The organism is Fodinibius sp. AD559 (assembly GCF_052712805.1).
This window is the reverse complement of record NZ_JBQPVW010000003.1, coordinates 237,660-253,645: the sequence shown is the minus strand read 5'-3', so window position 1 is coordinate 253,645 and position 15,986 is coordinate 237,660. Positions and strand designations below refer to the sequence as shown.

Below are 15,986 nucleotides of genomic sequence, written 5' to 3'. Positions count from 1 at the left end.
TACTCTATAACATTTGCTATTTTATTGCAATCAACGATTTATGAGTAAAAGCTGTTTGTGATTCATTATTGTAAGTAAAAATAATTATTGTGAGACCAAAGCATAGCATATTATTAGTTGAAGATGAAGAGGAGCCGGCAGAGATGTTGGCAAATTTCCTGGAGATGAACGATTATGAGGTGCTCGTAGCCCATGAAGGTAATCGGGCACTGGAACTAATTGAGGAACATGCCGGGGAAATACATCTGGCGATTCTGGATATTATGGTTCCTAATGTGGACGGCAAGGAGATTTGCAAGCACATACGTAGTCATCCTGTACTGAATGATATCCCCGTAATATTTTTAACGGCTAAAGATGAAGAGCAGGATGAGATTGAGGGATTGGAGCTTGGAGCCGATGATTACATCCCCAAACCCGCCAGCCTTCCGTTAGTTAAGGCGCATGTGGAGTCGCTTCTTCGCCGCCAAAACCCCCAAAATGCCAACTGGCTGCAGTACGGCGATACCTATTTGGATACTGATGCTAAGGAGTTGTATGTAGATAATGAAAAAATAGAGCTAACGTCAACGGAGTACACGCTGATCGAGCTCTTTTACAAGAATCCCAAACGTGTGTATACGCGACAGGAAATTTTGGAATATATCACCGAAGATGACCGATACGTGTTTGACCGGACGGTTGATGTACATGTAAAAAACCTGCGGCTGAAGATGGGAGATGCCGGTGAAGTGATTAAAACGTATCGCGGTATCGGTTACGGCCTGAACCGTGAAATAGTGAAAGTATAATCATTTAAGAATCTGAAATTACAGCTTTCAAAAATGATTTTATAATAATGAGTGTTATAAAATAATCAGTTTCATCTCTGACATGAAGATCCGTTCGAAACTTGCGTGGACTTTTATTCTACTATTGATTTTTGGGATTACCTCCATCAGTAGCTATTCTATTGTTTTTATCAGGGATTATCTTCTCGAAGAAGGACGTACAGAAATGGAGCGCGATACGCGTTGGCTGGCCGTTACAGCATCCGGTTTAGGGGATGACAGCAAATTTGAAAAACGGTTGCGTGAGACTGCGCGCACCTCCGGTTACCAGCTGGCGGTGTATGATTCAAGCGGACAAAAACTGAATACTTTTGCCAGCAGTGACACGCTAATTCCCATGCCCCAAAGATTGACGGCAGGTATTATGGAGAGTGTAAAAGCCCGTAATAACTTGCCATTGCTTCCGGAAAATCCGGGTTCAGAAGTGTTGACAAGTTATGTGGCATTGGATCAACCTGTGGCTGGAGCAAAATATTTGCAAGCTGCACAATTTAAGGATGAAATTTACGAGCCTATCAAAACTATCCGATGGATTATCTATTACGGGATGTTTATTTCAATCGGATTGGTGGTGATCGTGAGTATTTGGATTGCCCGTTATGTGACAAAGCCCATTACACAGATAAAAGACGCTGCCCAGGATATTGCTGATGGGGACGTGGAGAGGGAAATCGATATTAGTCGAAGTGATGAGTTCGGAACGCTTGCCACCTCGCTTAATCAAATGGCTTCTAAGTTGCGGGCTGATACTGAACAAATTAAGCAGTTTGCCGAGAAGCAGCGTCAGTTTTTTGCGGATATCACCCACGAAATTCGCAATCCCTTGCACACTATTTCCGGCGCGCTTGACATGCTGGAACTTGAAAAGCTGTCAGAAGAGAAGAAGGATAAATATATCACTACGGCAAAGAAACAGACCGAACGGATTTCACATCTTTTTAAAGATTTAAAAATCCTTCAGCGATACGATTCTGATGAGTATTTTGTGGAAAGGCAGGAATTTGATTTGGCTGATATTGCAAGCCATATGGAGGATTGGTATAGCGATATAGCCAAAGAAAAGGGGCTGAAATTAAATATTGAACAGCATTCCTGTAACGTTATTGGGGATCCTGGAAAAATTGAGCAGGTGATGGATAACTTAATCTCAAACGCGTTGAAATATACGAATGAGGGATCTGTGGATGTAACCTATGCAGCCGAAGATTCTGAAGTTACGGTTGCCATAGAAGATACCGGAATCGGAATATCGGACGAGCATTTGGATCGCTTGTTTGATCGGTTTTATCGCACTGATAAAGCTCGATCTCGCGATAAGGGAGGAACCGGACTTGGTTTAGCGGTTGTAAAGAGCATTTTAAAAGGCCACGGTTCTGATATCCACGTAGAAAGTGAAGTCGGTGAAGGAACGCGTTTCTGGTTTACACTGCCCAAAGGGTAAGTGTGGATTTTATTCCTTCAGTTAGACTCATTCTAAATAGAATTAGCCAGCCCTTCTTCAAATTTCCTTCACAAAGAATGACTTTCTTCACCATGATGACTGAGGACTATAGTTAGTTGAACTCTTAAATGTAAAATCAGCCTAAACGGGTTTGAAATAGAAAATTATTTTATGGCAGAAGAAGAGAAACGGATTGGTGTAGTGTTGATGAATCTCGGCGGTCCTACAGCTGATTATGCTGTCCGCCCCTTTTTGTACAACCTTTTCCGGGACGAGGATATTATAAAGTTAGGGGGAGGAAAAGTTCAGGATTTATTTGCAAAAATAATTTCAAAATTTCGAGCGCCAAGTGTGCAGGAAGATTATGAAGAGATCAACGGATGTCCCAAAGGGTGCTTGGGTAATAAGCACTGCTTGAATCGAAAGAAAGGTATTACCTCTACCTGCTGTTCGCCCATTAATAGTTTGACCGAAAAGCAGCGTCGCGGGCTTGAGAAATATCTCAAAAATATTACGCCTGACGATCAGTTTGTGAAAGTCTATACTTGCATGCGTTATTGGCTGCCGTTTGCTGAAACTACGCTCGAAGATATGAAAGAAGATGGTATCACGCATGCGGTAATAGTCCCTCTCTATCCACAATTTTCGTGGACGACTACCGGGAGCAGTTATCGTGATTGGGAAACTAAGCGCGATAAGAAATTTGGCGATGAGACCCCTTGGAAAGAGTTTCACGTTAAAAATTATCACCTTGATGAAAAGTATCTCTCGGCGATGAACGATCGCATTGATGAGGCACTGGCCGAGATGGATGAAGAAACGCGCAACAAGACACACTTTATTTTTAGTGCCCACGGTACACCAAAGCTCGAGGTACGAAGCGGTGATCCTTATACAACGGAGATTAATCAGACGATGGAAGCTATTATGGAGATGCGCGGATACGACCACGATTATTGGTTGGGATACCAATCGAAAGTTGGTCCGCAAAAGTGGACCCAGCCCAATACCGCCGAGTTAGTTGAGCGTCATATCGAGTATGGAATTAAGAATTTCCTCATGATTCCGATTGCTTTTGTGACCGATCATGTGGAAACGCTGTATGAGTTAGGCGTTGAACTGGTTGAGGATCTCGAGGAGGAAGGTTACGAATTTGAAAACCTAAAAGTGATGGAAGGGATTAATGATCATCCCAAATATATTGAAGCTTTGGCCGACCAGGTTTTGGATAAGCTGGATCACGAAGTCGATGTTGAACAGGAAGAACAAACATCTCAAAAAGTTTCTGCGTAAATAGATGTCAGAACAACCTCAAATAACTGATTTTTGTGCTGTTGGCGTCAACCACTGGGAGGCGACTATTGATATACGTGAGCGGTTTAGCTTAAAGAAATCCCAGAAAAAAAAGTTATTGGAAGGAGCTAAACGTGAAGGAATTCATAGCCTGTTTGTTGTATCGACCTGTAATCGGACAGAGATTTTTGCACAGGATGTTACCCCCCAAGAGCTTATTCGTCTTTTGGTGACTTATTCCAATGCTTCTCTGGATGAATTTCACAATTATGGATTTGAAAAGGAGGGTCAACAGGCCGTAGAACACCTATTTCAGGTTACGGTGGGACTCGATTCTCAGATACTTGGAGATCTTCAGGTCGTAAAGCAAGTGAAAGAAGGATATGAGCTGGCCAGCGATATGGATGCCGTGGACGGTGAGCTCCACCGGCTAATGCAGCATGTTTTTCGGGCCCACAAACGTTCGCGCAACGAAACATCGCTCGGAGAAGGGGCAGCAACTACCGCTTATGCTGCGGTAAAGTTTGCGGTAAAGACCTTCGACAATTTAAAAGATAAAAATATCTTGCTGGTAGGAACTGGTAAGATTGGGAAAGTAACATGTAAGAATTTGATTAATCTTGGAGCCAGGAAGCTCACACTTATTAACCGAACGCGAGAGCGCGCCGAGTTTGTGGCAGATAAGTTTGATCTTCAGGTAGCAGATATGGAGCAGTTGCCCGAGGAAATTGCCGAGGCTGATCTTATTATCGTAGCAACAGGAGCTAAAGAACCGGTTATTACGCTGGATGATATGAAGCCTTCACTGCTCGATCCTCAATTTAAAGTAATGGTAGATCTGTCCGTTCCCCGTAATATCGATCCGGAAATCGGAGAGATGGAATTTGTAGATCTGGCGAACATGGACTTTCTGACGGATGTGACCGACGAGGCCTATCGAAAGCGCGAAGAGAATATTCCACTGGTCAAAAAGATTATCAACGATGAGCTGACTGACTATAAAAACTGGCTCAGCAAACAGAAGGTGGTACCTACCATTAAGGCGTTGACGAATAAATTTGATTCTATCCGTGAAGACGAGTACGAGTTTTTTAAAAATAAAATTTCGGAGACCGATAAAGAAAAAGTGGAAAATCTAACTCGTCGCATCGTGAATAAAATAGCCGCCTATTCTATTGAGCATTTGCGTGATCATCATGAGTCGGAGCAAGTGACTAAAGTGGTGAATGATATGTTTAAACTCGAAACCAAGGCCAGAGATGAGTAACAAAACGATTCGTATTGGGACGCGTGACAGTCAGTTAGCTACGTGGCAGGCGGAACAGGTTGCCCGGGAATTGCAAAAGCTCGGCCATAAAACCGAGCTTATTTTTGTTAAGTCAGAGGGCGACATGGATCTTACAACACCGTTGACGGAGATGGGGGGCAAAGGGGTCTTTACGAAGGCGCTCGACGATGCACAGCTTAATGATAAAATCGACATTGCAGTTCACTCATTTAAAGATCTGCCTACCGAGAATCCCCTTCCATTAAAAGTGGCGGCTATGATGGAGCGTGCTGATCCTCGTGATTCGCTGGTTGCTCCCGACGGCACCGACTTTTTAGATGATCCCGATTACAAAGCGACTATTGCTACCAGCAGCAATCGGCGTCGTGCGCAGTGGCTGCATCGCTATCCTAATCATGAGATTGTTAATATCCGTGGAAACGTAAATACCCGTCTCGAAAAAGTAGAGAAAAATGATTGGGATGGGGCCATTTTTGCAGCGGCCGGATTGGAACGTATCGATTTGGGTCATCATATAAGCGAATATTTGGATTGGATGGTTTCGGCAGCAGCCCAGGGCGCAATGGCCGTGATGATTCGTGAGGATGACAGCGAGATGGAAGAGATTGTATCGCAGCTGAATCACGATGAAACAGCACTTTGTACGATGATTGAGCGTGATTTTCTGCACGATATGGAGGCGGGCTGCAGCGCCCCCGTTGGAGCCTATGCTTTTATTGAAGATGAACAAGTTCATTTTAAGGCCGTTGCCCTGACTCTTGATGGTGGTGAGCGGTATGACTTTGAGGAAAGGGTATCGGTTGGGGAGGCCGGTGAACTTGGTCACTCTGCAGCACAATCTCTATTGAGTGAAGGCGCAATAAAAGTTATTGAACAAATGAAGTCGGACCATGGATAAGTCAGATTACGGCTGTTGAAATTGATAAATCAGCGAAATTAGAAGTTTGGTGTCATGCTGAATTTATTTCAGCATCTGTTAAATAGGAATGTGAATAGATCCTGAAACAAGTTCAGGATGACATGTTAATCAGCGATCAATGAGACAAGACAAACGAAATATTTTAGTAACGCGACCTTTATCTGCACAGCAGTTTGAATATGCCCGTATTTTGGGATTAGAACCTATTATTGAGCCATCTCTACAGTTCAACTTTCCCGACTACTGGGATAGCGTGCTTAAAGTGATTAATGAGAATCTTAAATCGGATTGGGTTTTTACCAGTGCCAATGGTGTAAAAGCACTGGAAGAACTGATGAACGCCGGATTACGAGTTCGACCTGAAGTGCAGCTTTTTGCAGTGGGAGCGAAAACGCGTGATGCCTTGCAGGATTTAGGACTTGATGCTAAGATTCCAAGAAAACAGGATGGAAAGCATCTGGCCGAGTTAATTATTCAAGAAGGGAAAATTAATTCGGTTATTTATTTTCATGGTAATTTAAGTCGGGATGAACTGACCGACCGATTGCAAGATGATGGTATTGAGGTGATTGAGCTGGAGGTGTATGAAACTATTATTAATTCGGTTGAAATGCCTAATAAATCGGTGAGTGGAATTCTGTTTTATAGCCCCAGTGCGGTAGAAGGTTTTGCTCGTGGCACGGGGTTTGAAGAGGAATTACCGCCCCTTTTTGCGATTGGCCCTACTACGGCCGGTGCACTTAAAGAGCATACCGATCAGCATATAGAAATTGCCAAGCAACCCGATACCGAGGTGCTTTTACGCACCACTGCCGATTATATTTTTAATAAGATTGAAAGTTCCCCTTCGAATGAGGAATAGAGGGGGGATGACCTGAAAGGATTCAATTCTTTTAATCATTATATATTTTATGAGCAACAATTTTCCAGAATTAAAAAACGATTTACTACTCCGAACACTTCGCGGCGAAGAAGTCGAGCGTCCGCCGGTATGGATGATGCGTCAGGCTGGACGTTATTTGCCCCAGTATATGAAGCTTCGTAAAAAGTATACCTTTTTCGAGCGCGTTGAAACGCCCGAACTGGCTTGCGAAATTACCATCCAGCCTATTGACGAACTGGAGCCTGATGCAGCTATTATTTTTTCGGATATTTTGACAATTCCGCAAGCGTTGGGCATTGATGTGGATCTGGTAAAAGGCAAGGGACCGGTGATGGATAATCCCATTCGAAGTGTGGATGATGCCTTTTCAATTTTGGCTGAGGATATTCCTGAGAAACTTAATCATGTAATGGAGGCGATTACATTAACGCGCAAAGAGCTTAACGGGCGCGTGCCGCTGATCGGTTTTGCAGGGGCACCGTGGACGCTCTTTTGCTACATGGTGCAGGGCGAAGGCTCCAAGAATTTTGCTAAGGCGAAGGCGTTTATGTATCAGCATCCTGATGCGGCCAAGCACGTAATGAAAGAACTGACAAAGGCAACGATTGATTATTTGAAAGCCCAGATCGAGGCGGGTGCCCAAGTCGTACAGCTGTTCGATTCATGGTCGGGATTGCTAAGCCCTGAAGATTTTAACGAGTGGGCTATGCCGTACCTGATGGAAATTTGTGATGCTATTGATGAGGTACCGGTAATTCTGTTTGCCAAAGGCAGCTGGTATGCACTGGAACGACTTAGCTTTAAAAGTAATGCTTCGGCACTGGGACTTGATTGGACAATCACTCCCGAATACGGACGTGATGCTACGCGTGGAGATGTTGTTCTGCAGGGCAATTTTGATCCCTCAAAACTAATGATGCCACGAGACGAAATTACGCGACAGACGAAGCGAATGATCGACCGTTTTGGTGCACAGAAATATATTGCGAATCTGGGACACGGAATTTTGCCAAATATCCCTGTAGATAACGCCCGTGCTTTTGTTGATACTGTTAAGGAGTATTCAGCCACAGATTAACATGGCTTGAAGTAAATTAGTGTCCCCCTTTGAAGGGGATTAAGGGGAATGACAGAAGTCAACTATCAAAATATGTCAACTGAATACGACAATTACGGTTATAACAAAGACTTGAAAGAGTTTGCTCGTAAACTCCGAAAAGACTCAACGAAAGCTGAAATAAGGCTTTGGTCTGAAGTGTTAAGAGCGGGTAAAATGAAAGGGTATACCTTTCTTCGTCAGCGGCCGGTGCTGAATTATATCGCTGATTTTATGTGTAAAGATCTCCAGCTTGTGATCGAAGTTGATGGATACTCACACGAGAATGAACGAAAGTGGTATGAGGATAAAGAGCGACAAAAAGAACTTGAAGAAAAAGGGTTTACAGTATTGCGATTTTCTGATGAGGAAGTTATGAATGACATTAGAAATGTAGAGCGATCTATTAAAGGATGGATAGAAAATCATCCCCCTGCGCCCCCTTCGAAGGGGGACTCTGATAAGTTATCTATTAAAAATCGATTTGAGGCCTACATCCAAAATTTACAGGATGAGATTTGTGATAGATTGGAACAGATCGACGAGAAGGCTAAATTTCGCCACGATGATTGGGACCGCGAGGGCGGAGGCGGTGGACATACCCGCGTAATCGAAAAAGGGGATGTTTTTGAAAAAGGGGGCGTCAATATATCCAGCGTGCACGGAGAGCTGCCCGAATTGATTCGCAAGCGATTTGAAGTTGATCAGGGTTGGTTTTGGGCCGGTGGACTCTCACTCGTGCTCCATCCGCAAAGCCCGATGATTCCGACCGTTCATGCCAACTATCGTTATTTTGAGCTTTATGATGATGCCGACATGAACGAAGTGCGCGACCAATGGTTCGGCGGTGGCGCGGATTTGACGCCTTATTATTTGTGGGATGAAGATGCGGTTCATTTTCATCAAGTGCTGAAAGGCGCCTGTGATAAACATGGCACGGAACTGTATCCCTGTTTTAAAAAAGAATGCGACGAGTATTTTTATAATGATCACCGGTCGGAAGGACGCGGAATCGGTGGACTGTTTTTTGACTATCTGCGTCCCAATGAAGAGCGTTCGGCTGAGAATTGGTACGATTTTACAACTGAAGTAGGGGATGCGTTTTTAGAAAGTTATGTTCCGATTGTTGAGCGGCGAAAAGATGAATCATATACTGATCGCCAGCGATATTTTCAGGAGATTCGGCGCGGTCGTTACGTTGAGTTTAATTTAATTCATGATCGTGGTACATTATTTGGCCTGAAAACTGAAGGCAGAACGGAGTCAATTTTGATGAGTCTGCCGCCGCGCGTCCGGTGGGATTACGATTTTAATATCGAAGAAGGAAGCCGTGAGGCGTATCTTATTGATCGACTTAAAAACCCTATTGACTGGATTAAATACGGAAAGGAGAATAAAATTTTAAACTAAATGTCATCTCGAACGGAGTGAGATCTTTGTTTAAAAACATAGATTTCTCACCCGATTATGTCGGGATCGAAATGACAATTAATGATTTGAAGCTATTTTATGACACACGGACAATTTCCATATATACGCGGACGACGATTACGAAATTCGGCAGCTTTGCGCAATATGGTGGCCGAGCACAATCTGAAACCGGCTGACTTTATTGCCCCCGTTTTTGTAATGGAGGGTGAAAACGAAAAGGTCGAAATTCCATCCATGCCGGACTATTACCGTTACACGTTGGATCTGCTGATGGATGAAATCCAAGAGTTAAAAGACGTTGGCATCCGATCAGTTTTGGTATTTGCCAAAGTGCCTGACGAGCTCAAAGATAATAAGGGCACCGAAGCGCTCAATCCCGATGGACTAATGCAGCGAGCCGTACGGGCAATTAAAGAAGAGTTCCCTGAAATGTTAGTAATGACCGATATTGCAATGGATCCATATTCGAGTTATGGTCATGACGGCATTGTCGAGGATGGAGAGATTTTGAATGATGAATCTGTTGAAGTGCTGTCAAAAATGGCTGTAAGTCATGCTGAGGCCGGCGTCGACATGGTGGCTCCGTCGGATATGATGGACGGTCGTATTGGGGCCATGCGCGAAGCGTTGGATGAAGAAGATTTTGAGCACACCGGTATCATGGCGTACAGCGCGAAATACGCTTCCAGTTACTATGGGCCGTTTCGTGATGCGCTGGATTCAGCGCCAGGATTCGGAGATAAAAAAACGTACCAGATGGACCCTGCTAACGTTCAGGAGGCTATTAAAGAGGCGAAGCTTGACGAACAGGAAGGGGCCGATATTGTGATGGTGAAGCCCGGATTGCCGTATATGGATGTTATTAGAGCCGTCAAAGAGAACGTCTCGGTGCCGGTCTCGGTCTATAATGTTTCCGGAGAATACGCTATGTTAAAGGCTGCTGCCGAGAAGGGATGGTTGAATGAAGAAGAGGCCATGATGGAGGCACTGGTCGGATTTAAGCGTGCCGGTGCGGATCTGATTGCTACCTATTTTGCGAAGGCAGCATCGAAGGTATTAAACAATACAAAATAGTCACCTCGACTGTGAGGGAGATATCTATGTTTTCTATGATTAAAACAAAGATTTCTCACCCGACCATGTTGGAATCGAAATGACATAGAATTTATTTGAGGATTTATGTTAGAAAAGAGTAAAAAATTATTTGAACGAGCACAGAAATTTATTCCCGGTGGTGTAAATTCTCCTGCCCGGGCATTTAAATCAGTTGGTGGGACACCCGTATTTTTGGAAAAGGCCAAAGGTTCCATCCTTACTGATGTAGATGGTAAAGAATATATCGACTATGTAGGTTCGTGGGGACCGATGATTCTGGGTCATGCCTATGAGCCGGTGATCAAAGCCGTTAAAGAAACGGCTGCAAAATCGACTTCTTTTGGTGCACCGACTGAGATCGAAGTTAAAATGGCTGAACTGGTGAAACAGATGGTGCCGGGCGTGGATAAAATCCGCATGGCAAATTCCGGAACGGAAGCGTGCATGAGTGCTATTCGTGTGGCTCGCGGCTATACCGGACGAGATAAAATCATCAAATTTGAAGGCAATTATCATGGCCACGGAGATTCGTTTCTAATCAACGCAGGAAGCGGAGCACTTACGTTGGGTCAGCCCAGCAGTCCCGGTGTAACAGAGGGAACAGCAAAAGATACATTGACAGCCAATTTCAATGACTTGAATTCCGTCAAGAAGCTGCTCAATGAATATGAGGGAGAAGTTGCCGCTATTATTTTAGAACCTGTTGCCGGGAATATGGGCTGTATTCCCCCGAAAAAAGGATTTTTGTCCGGTCTTCGTGAGTTGTGTAATGCTCACAATGTAGTCCTTATTTTTGACGAGGTGATGACCGGTTTTCGAGTAGCAATGGGTGGAGCACAAGAGCGTTACGGTGTTACTGCTGATCTTGTGACCTATGGAAAGATTATCGGTGCAGGGTTACCGGTAGGGGCCTTTGGGGGCAAACGGGAAATTATGGATGTTGTTTCTCCGGTAGGTGATGTCTATCAGGCGGGAACACTTTCGGGCAATCCGCTGGCAATGGCCGCCGGTTATGCACTGCTTTCGGAGTTGCATCAGAATCCCATGCATTACGACGAGTTGGAAGAAAAGGCAGTAAAGCTGGCCACGGGGTTGAAAGATGTTTTAGAAGAACATGGGGTGCCTTTTGTACTTAATCAGGTCGGTTCCATGTTGAGTGTTTTCTTTACAGAGGAAGAAGAAGTTATTGATTTCGAAACAGCCAATACGACGGATCAGGCGTTATTTAAAGCATATTTCCATCAGATGTTGGAGAAGGGCATCTACTTGCCACCATCACCGTTCGAAGCTCTTTTCTTAGCTAATTCTCTTACAGAAGATCATCTTACAAAAACTATTGAAGCTGCTGACGAATCGATAAAAGTAGCCCTGGATAACGCATAATATGAGGGTCGTTGTGGGCAAATTTATTGAAAAAATGAAAAAAAGGTGGGGCGTTGATACGTTCGGCGGCTTACTTTTGATTCTGTTTATTTTCTCGATAACAGGATTATCAACGCTTTATGTGAGAAAACTGGTTTTTGACTGGATCGGTATTGGATCGGCAACTCCACTATGGTTAGAGATTATAGCGTGGGCGCTTATCGTATTCCCGGCCTATCAGCTTTTATTTCTACTGTTTGGTTTTATAATGGGACAGTTTGAATTTGTATGGAATTTTGAAAAGAAAAGCCTCAACAGGATTAAAAATCTTTTTACAAGCAATAAGTGAAAAGATTCCTAATCTTCATCTTCCATCTTTTCAAGCTTTTTCTGTTTCTTACGCGATAGGTCCTCCACCACTAAGTTGTACGAATCTTTAATCCATTCTTTGATAATCTCATCATCAAGTTTGCCTTTGGGAGCGATAGTATTCCAGTGTTTTTTATTCATGTGTTGACCGGGCTTTACGTCTTTGTAGAGGTCACGAAGCATGGCGGCCTTTACCGGATCGCATTTTAGATTTATACCGTCGAACTCCTCAACATCAGTGATAGCAAAAATTTTGCCCATTACTTTAAAGGCAAGGTTTTTCTCATCATCAAAAGGAAATTCCTCGGTTACACCGTTAAATGACAGGCAAAATTCTCTGAAGTCTTCTAAATTCATGTGTAATGATTGCTTAGTAAAGAGTTGTTTTATAAAAAACGCCTACAGTTTATGTATTACTCGATATAAAACTAAAAATTAGTTTCGGTTAATTTAGTATAACTGTGCGTCTATTTGTGATAGATGATAGTCTCAATATAAATGAGACGTTTTTTAATAATTAGTCTTAAAATATAATAATGATTGGGAACTGCAAGTGTTTTTTGAGAGTCTGTGATAGTTGGTATGGAATTCTTATAGGTTTTGCCAACTTGCAAGGGCCAGTAATATCCAGGCCACAATAAAGCATAAGCCTCCAATTGGGGTTATGGCTCCTATCCAGCGAATGCCGCTTATAGAAAGAATATATAGGCTTCCCGAAAATATGATGATTCCGGCAAGCATCAACCAGCCAGACCATTGCAGAAATGAGGAATTTGGTATTAGTTGCGCTACAAGGCCAACAACTAACAATCCAATAGCGTGATAAAAGTGATATTTGATGCCGGTCTCAAAAATATCCAGCATTTCATCAGTAAGTATTTCTTTTAAACCATGGGCGCCAAAAGCACCTAATCCCACAGCAAGAGCCATAGCAATTGAACCAATAATCAAAAATAGTTTCTGCATAGATAGTCTAAAGTTTTTATCTGGACTCCATCTGATCAATATTCTTTATAATGAATACTGATTGATATTTTTTGACTGGCTCTATATAAAAATGGTAGATGAAGCTGTTATGAAGGTATCTGTTTCTCTACCTCAGATAGAGGAGAATATCTATGGGCTAAAAAGAAGGCTAAATATCAGCTTATCCCTCAAAATCCACTTCTTTATGAGTACCATCGCAAAAAGGTTTGCCGGATGACTGCCCGCAACGGCATAGGGCCACATTTTTAGAACTGTTAACAGCTTCGTTTGCTATAGAATGTACGCGATAAGTGCCCTCAAGCAAAATCGGTCCGTCATCCATCAATTTTAAAATCAGTTTATTTTGGGATGGATCTCCGTCTTTGGTAGGATGCAGTTTAGCCTTATCAAATGAGGCCGGGGCTTCAAAGTTAACGTCCTCGTGTGTATCATCACAAAGGGGCTTGTTTTCAGATGCGCCACAGCGACAAATGGCGACCCTTGTATCTTCGAGTAGTGTTTCTCCCTCCGCATTTTGAATCTCGATATCGCCTCTCAGGTACAATGGCCCGTCGGGAACAATAGTAATTGTATTCTCTCGTGCAGGAAGCTCCTCTTCATCGTCTTTATAATGCAAGGCCCCAGTAGGACAGTGGTGCACAGCCTCTTTTACTTTTTCGGCAGAAGCTTCTTCGGGGGTAACCCAGGGCTTGTCATCCGGATTAAAAACCGAAGGTAAATTCTTGACGCATTCCGCAGAATTGATGCACCGTTTACTATCAAACTCTACTGTAATATCGTTTGATTCGTAACTATGTAACTTCTTTTCCATAACACCTAAATCCTTGATTCATTTTGTACATAAGATATATGATTTGAGTAGATCGTCAAACGGATAAAAAGATTTATATATTACAGTGTTTATAAGAAGTGTAATTCCCAAAGTAATTATACATGGATCTACATAGAAAAGTTCGGTATGGAATGGTGGGCGGGGGTCCGGGAAGTTTTATTGGCAAAGTGCATCGGATGGCCGCTAATTTGGATGGGTTGATGGAGCTCACGGCAGGAGCCTTTTCTTCAGATCCCAGGAAATCGAAGAAAATGGGCCGGGAGCTCGGTATCGCCAATGAACGAGTATATGGATCCTATCAGCAGATGGCCCGAAGAGAAGCTTCGTTACCTGAAGACGAGCGTATCGATGTTGTGAGTGTTACCGTGCCGAATAATCTGCATTATGATGTGTGTAAGGTATTTATCGAGGCGGGTATTCATGTGATCTGTGATAAGCCAATGACGAATACCATTGAAGAAGCTGAAAAGCTCTGTCGATTAGTGGATGAACACGATACAATATTCGCACTTACCCATAACTATTCCGGTTACCCGATGGTGAAGGAGGCAAGAGCTTTGGTGGAGAACGGGAAGCTGGGAACACTACGGAAGGTCGTCGTGGAATATCCCCAGGGATGGTTGTCTGGTTCGGTAGAGGATGATGATATTTGGCGGTTAGATCCCAATGTGGCGGGAGTATCTTCGGCTGTAGCTGATATTGGAACCCATGCTGAGCATTTGGTGCGCTATATTACAGGGGCCACACTCAAAGAATTATTTGCGGACATTCACACATTTGGCGAAGGGCGTGAGCTTGAAGATGATGCCAGTATTTTGGTGCATTATGAAGATGGATTGCGTGGAATTCTGTATGTATCTCAGGTTGCCATAGGAGAAGAGAATGCCTTAAAAATTCGATTATATGGGGATGAGGCAGCCCTCGAATGGAGACAAGAAAACCCCAATTATTTACGATTGAAATATCCTGATAAGCCGGAGGAAATTTATAAAAGGGGAAACGATTATCTTTCGGATGCGGCAAGTTATAATAATCGTGTTCCGGCAGGACATCCCGAAGGCTTTATAGAGGCGTTTGCCAATGTCTATTCTAATGTGGCCGAGGTAATTACAGCTCGGCGGTCAGGAGATGCCCCGAATGAGTTAGCGCTGGACTTTCCTACCGTGGAAGATGGGGCACGCGGCGTGCATTTTATCCATAAAGCAATAGAAAGCGGTAAGAAGGCAAAGTGGATTGCAATGGATTATAACCCACCGGGTTCGAACGCTAAAAATCCATAGGATTGGGATGGCTGAATTTATAATTGAGCATCATCTTGAGTTTTCGGTTTGAAACAATTTTGTACTCTTTACTTTCGTCATCCTGAAAAGTAGGGGGTTCCAGACCCATCGCTTTGGCCACCGCGGGGTAGTACATTTTTTTAGGTGGATGTCCGTCGGAAACACCGTTGAACGTTTGGTCGGTTATATTTTCTTCAATTACCTTTTGGATAATATTAATACAATCTTTCTGGTGGATGAGGTTTACCGGAGCATTACCTTTGGATATATTTTTTCGTCCGGCCAGGTATTTTACAGGATGGCGGTCATGACCGTATAACCCTCCAAATCGGATAACTGTAGTCTCAAATTCCGACTCCTTTCGAAGCATTTTTTCAGCTTCTAAAAGAGCATTTCCAGAAGCACGGGATGCTTTTCCCTTTTCAGTATCTTCTTCGCTTACAATTCCTCCATTTTCCGGATATACGGATGTTGAGCTGATGAACACCACAAATTTTATGGATGAATTGGTAAGTTGATCAATAACTGCTTGTATCTGCTGTTGATGAAATTCTTTGACATTATCTTTGCTTCGACCGGGTGGAATGTTGAGAACGAGCACATCGGCATCCCAAAAATCATCGCAATTTTCGCAGTGTAAGTCCGGTGTTAACTTAAGTAGAGAGGGTTGTATTTCTTTTCCTTTAAGTAGTTGGAGTTTTTCTTTGCTGGTTGTTGATCCTTTAATCTGATGCCCTTCATCGCGGAGCCGTTCGGCTAAAGGCAGGCCAAGCCAACCGCAGCCCAAAATACTGATTTTCATAGTTATGTGTTTGCCTAAAAAGAAATTTGGTTTAATATCTAAAAAGGAAAACCCAATATCATTGTGGAACACAATATG

16 protein-coding genes and 1 pseudogene are annotated in these 15,986 nt (G+C 43.3%); 13 read left to right on the top strand and 4 right to left on the bottom strand.

Annotated elements, in window-relative coordinates:
* Nucleotides 1–89 precede the first annotated feature (89 nt).
* The 12 genes and pseudogenes from ACQ4LT_RS06805 to ACQ4LT_RS06750 all read left to right on the top strand — a co-directional run bounded on the left by ACQ4LT_RS06805 (nucleotide 90) and on the right by ACQ4LT_RS06750 (nucleotide 11,987).
* Complete coding sequence (locus tag ACQ4LT_RS06805) at nucleotides 90–791, top strand: response regulator transcription factor (protein WP_445665279.1); 702 nt, start codon at nucleotides 90–92, stop codon at nucleotides 789–791.
* Nucleotides 792–873: 82 nt separating this feature from the next.
* The gene (locus ACQ4LT_RS06800; protein ID WP_445665278.1) at nucleotides 874–2,271 is read left to right on the top strand and encodes a sensor histidine kinase; all 1,398 of its coding nucleotides are present in this window, start codon (nucleotides 874–876) and stop codon (nucleotides 2,269–2,271) included.
* A 171-nt stretch (nucleotides 2,272–2,442) separates the two neighbouring features.
* Entirely contained in the window at nucleotides 2,443–3,564 is a 1,122-nt protein-coding gene (hemH, locus tag ACQ4LT_RS06795) for a ferrochelatase (RefSeq protein ID WP_445665277.1), read from the top strand.
* Between the two features lie 4 nt (nucleotides 3,565–3,568).
* A complete protein-coding gene (gene hemA / locus ACQ4LT_RS06790) occupies nucleotides 3,569–4,831 on the top strand; it encodes a glutamyl-tRNA reductase (protein WP_445665276.1) in 1,263 nt (420 codons plus the stop codon).
* Complete coding sequence (hemC, locus tag ACQ4LT_RS06785; RefSeq protein WP_445665275.1) at nucleotides 4,824–5,750, top strand: hydroxymethylbilane synthase; 927 nt, start codon at nucleotides 4,824–4,826, stop codon at nucleotides 5,748–5,750. The genes hemA and hemC overlap by 8 nt, the downstream gene beginning before the upstream one ends.
* A gap of 139 nt (nucleotides 5,751–5,889) precedes the next feature.
* Nucleotides 5,890–6,633 (top strand): uroporphyrinogen-III synthase, encoded by a 744-nt coding sequence (locus ACQ4LT_RS06780; protein WP_445665274.1) that lies wholly within the window; start codon nucleotides 5,890–5,892, stop codon nucleotides 6,631–6,633.
* Between the two features lie 49 nt (nucleotides 6,634–6,682).
* The gene (gene hemE, locus ACQ4LT_RS06775; RefSeq protein ID WP_445665273.1) at nucleotides 6,683–7,732 is read left to right on the top strand and encodes a uroporphyrinogen decarboxylase; all 1,050 of its coding nucleotides are present in this window, start codon (nucleotides 6,683–6,685) and stop codon (nucleotides 7,730–7,732) included.
* Between the two features lie 48 nt (nucleotides 7,733–7,780).
* Nucleotides 7,781–8,149: pseudogene (locus ACQ4LT_RS06770) on the top strand (endonuclease domain-containing protein); the annotation flags it as partial.
* Between the two features lie 72 nt (nucleotides 8,150–8,221).
* Nucleotides 8,222–9,160, top strand: coding sequence for an oxygen-dependent coproporphyrinogen oxidase (hemF, locus tag ACQ4LT_RS06765; RefSeq protein ID WP_445665530.1), 939 nt, complete (start codon nucleotides 8,222–8,224; stop codon nucleotides 9,158–9,160).
* A gap of 99 nt (nucleotides 9,161–9,259) precedes the next feature.
* Nucleotides 9,260–10,255, top strand: coding sequence for a porphobilinogen synthase (gene hemB / locus ACQ4LT_RS06760; protein ID WP_445665272.1), 996 nt, complete (start codon nucleotides 9,260–9,262; stop codon nucleotides 10,253–10,255).
* A 105-nt stretch (nucleotides 10,256–10,360) separates the two neighbouring features.
* Nucleotides 10,361–11,659, top strand: a complete 1,299-nt coding sequence (gene hemL / locus ACQ4LT_RS06755) for a glutamate-1-semialdehyde 2,1-aminomutase (RefSeq protein ID WP_445665271.1) — start codon at nucleotides 10,361–10,363, stop codon at nucleotides 11,657–11,659.
* 34 nt (nucleotides 11,660–11,693) lie between these two features.
* The gene (locus tag ACQ4LT_RS06750; RefSeq protein ID WP_445665270.1) at nucleotides 11,694–11,987 is read left to right on the top strand and encodes a DUF6787 family protein; all 294 of its coding nucleotides are present in this window, start codon (nucleotides 11,694–11,696) and stop codon (nucleotides 11,985–11,987) included.
* A gap of 8 nt (nucleotides 11,988–11,995) precedes the next feature.
* On the opposite strand, the gene ACQ4LT_RS06745 is transcribed toward ACQ4LT_RS06750, so the two are convergent.
* The 3 genes from ACQ4LT_RS06745 to ACQ4LT_RS06735 form a co-directional block, all read right to left on the bottom strand.
* A complete protein-coding gene (locus ACQ4LT_RS06745) occupies nucleotides 11,996–12,364 on the bottom strand; it encodes an MmcQ/YjbR family DNA-binding protein (protein ID WP_445665269.1) in 369 nt (122 codons plus the stop codon).
* A 234-nt stretch (nucleotides 12,365–12,598) separates the two neighbouring features.
* The gene (locus ACQ4LT_RS06740) at nucleotides 12,599–12,973 is read right to left on the bottom strand and encodes a DUF423 domain-containing protein (protein WP_445665268.1); all 375 of its coding nucleotides are present in this window, start codon (nucleotides 12,971–12,973) and stop codon (nucleotides 12,599–12,601) included.
* Nucleotides 12,974–13,154: 181 nt separating this feature from the next.
* A complete protein-coding gene (locus ACQ4LT_RS06735; RefSeq protein ID WP_445665267.1) occupies nucleotides 13,155–13,805 on the bottom strand; it encodes a CDGSH iron-sulfur domain-containing protein in 651 nt (216 codons plus the stop codon).
* A gap of 122 nt (nucleotides 13,806–13,927) precedes the next feature.
* Here ACQ4LT_RS06735 and ACQ4LT_RS06730 point away from each other — a divergent pair, with 122 nt between their 5' ends.
* Nucleotides 13,928–15,106, top strand: coding sequence for a Gfo/Idh/MocA family protein (locus ACQ4LT_RS06730; RefSeq protein WP_445665266.1), 1,179 nt, complete (start codon nucleotides 13,928–13,930; stop codon nucleotides 15,104–15,106).
* Here ACQ4LT_RS06730 and ACQ4LT_RS06725 read toward each other — a convergent pair.
* Nucleotides 15,093–15,908, bottom strand: coding sequence for an SDR family oxidoreductase (locus ACQ4LT_RS06725; protein ID WP_445665265.1), 816 nt, complete (start codon nucleotides 15,906–15,908; stop codon nucleotides 15,093–15,095). The genes ACQ4LT_RS06730 and ACQ4LT_RS06725 overlap by 14 nt on opposite strands.
* Between the last annotated feature and the right edge of the window lie 78 nt (nucleotides 15,909–15,986).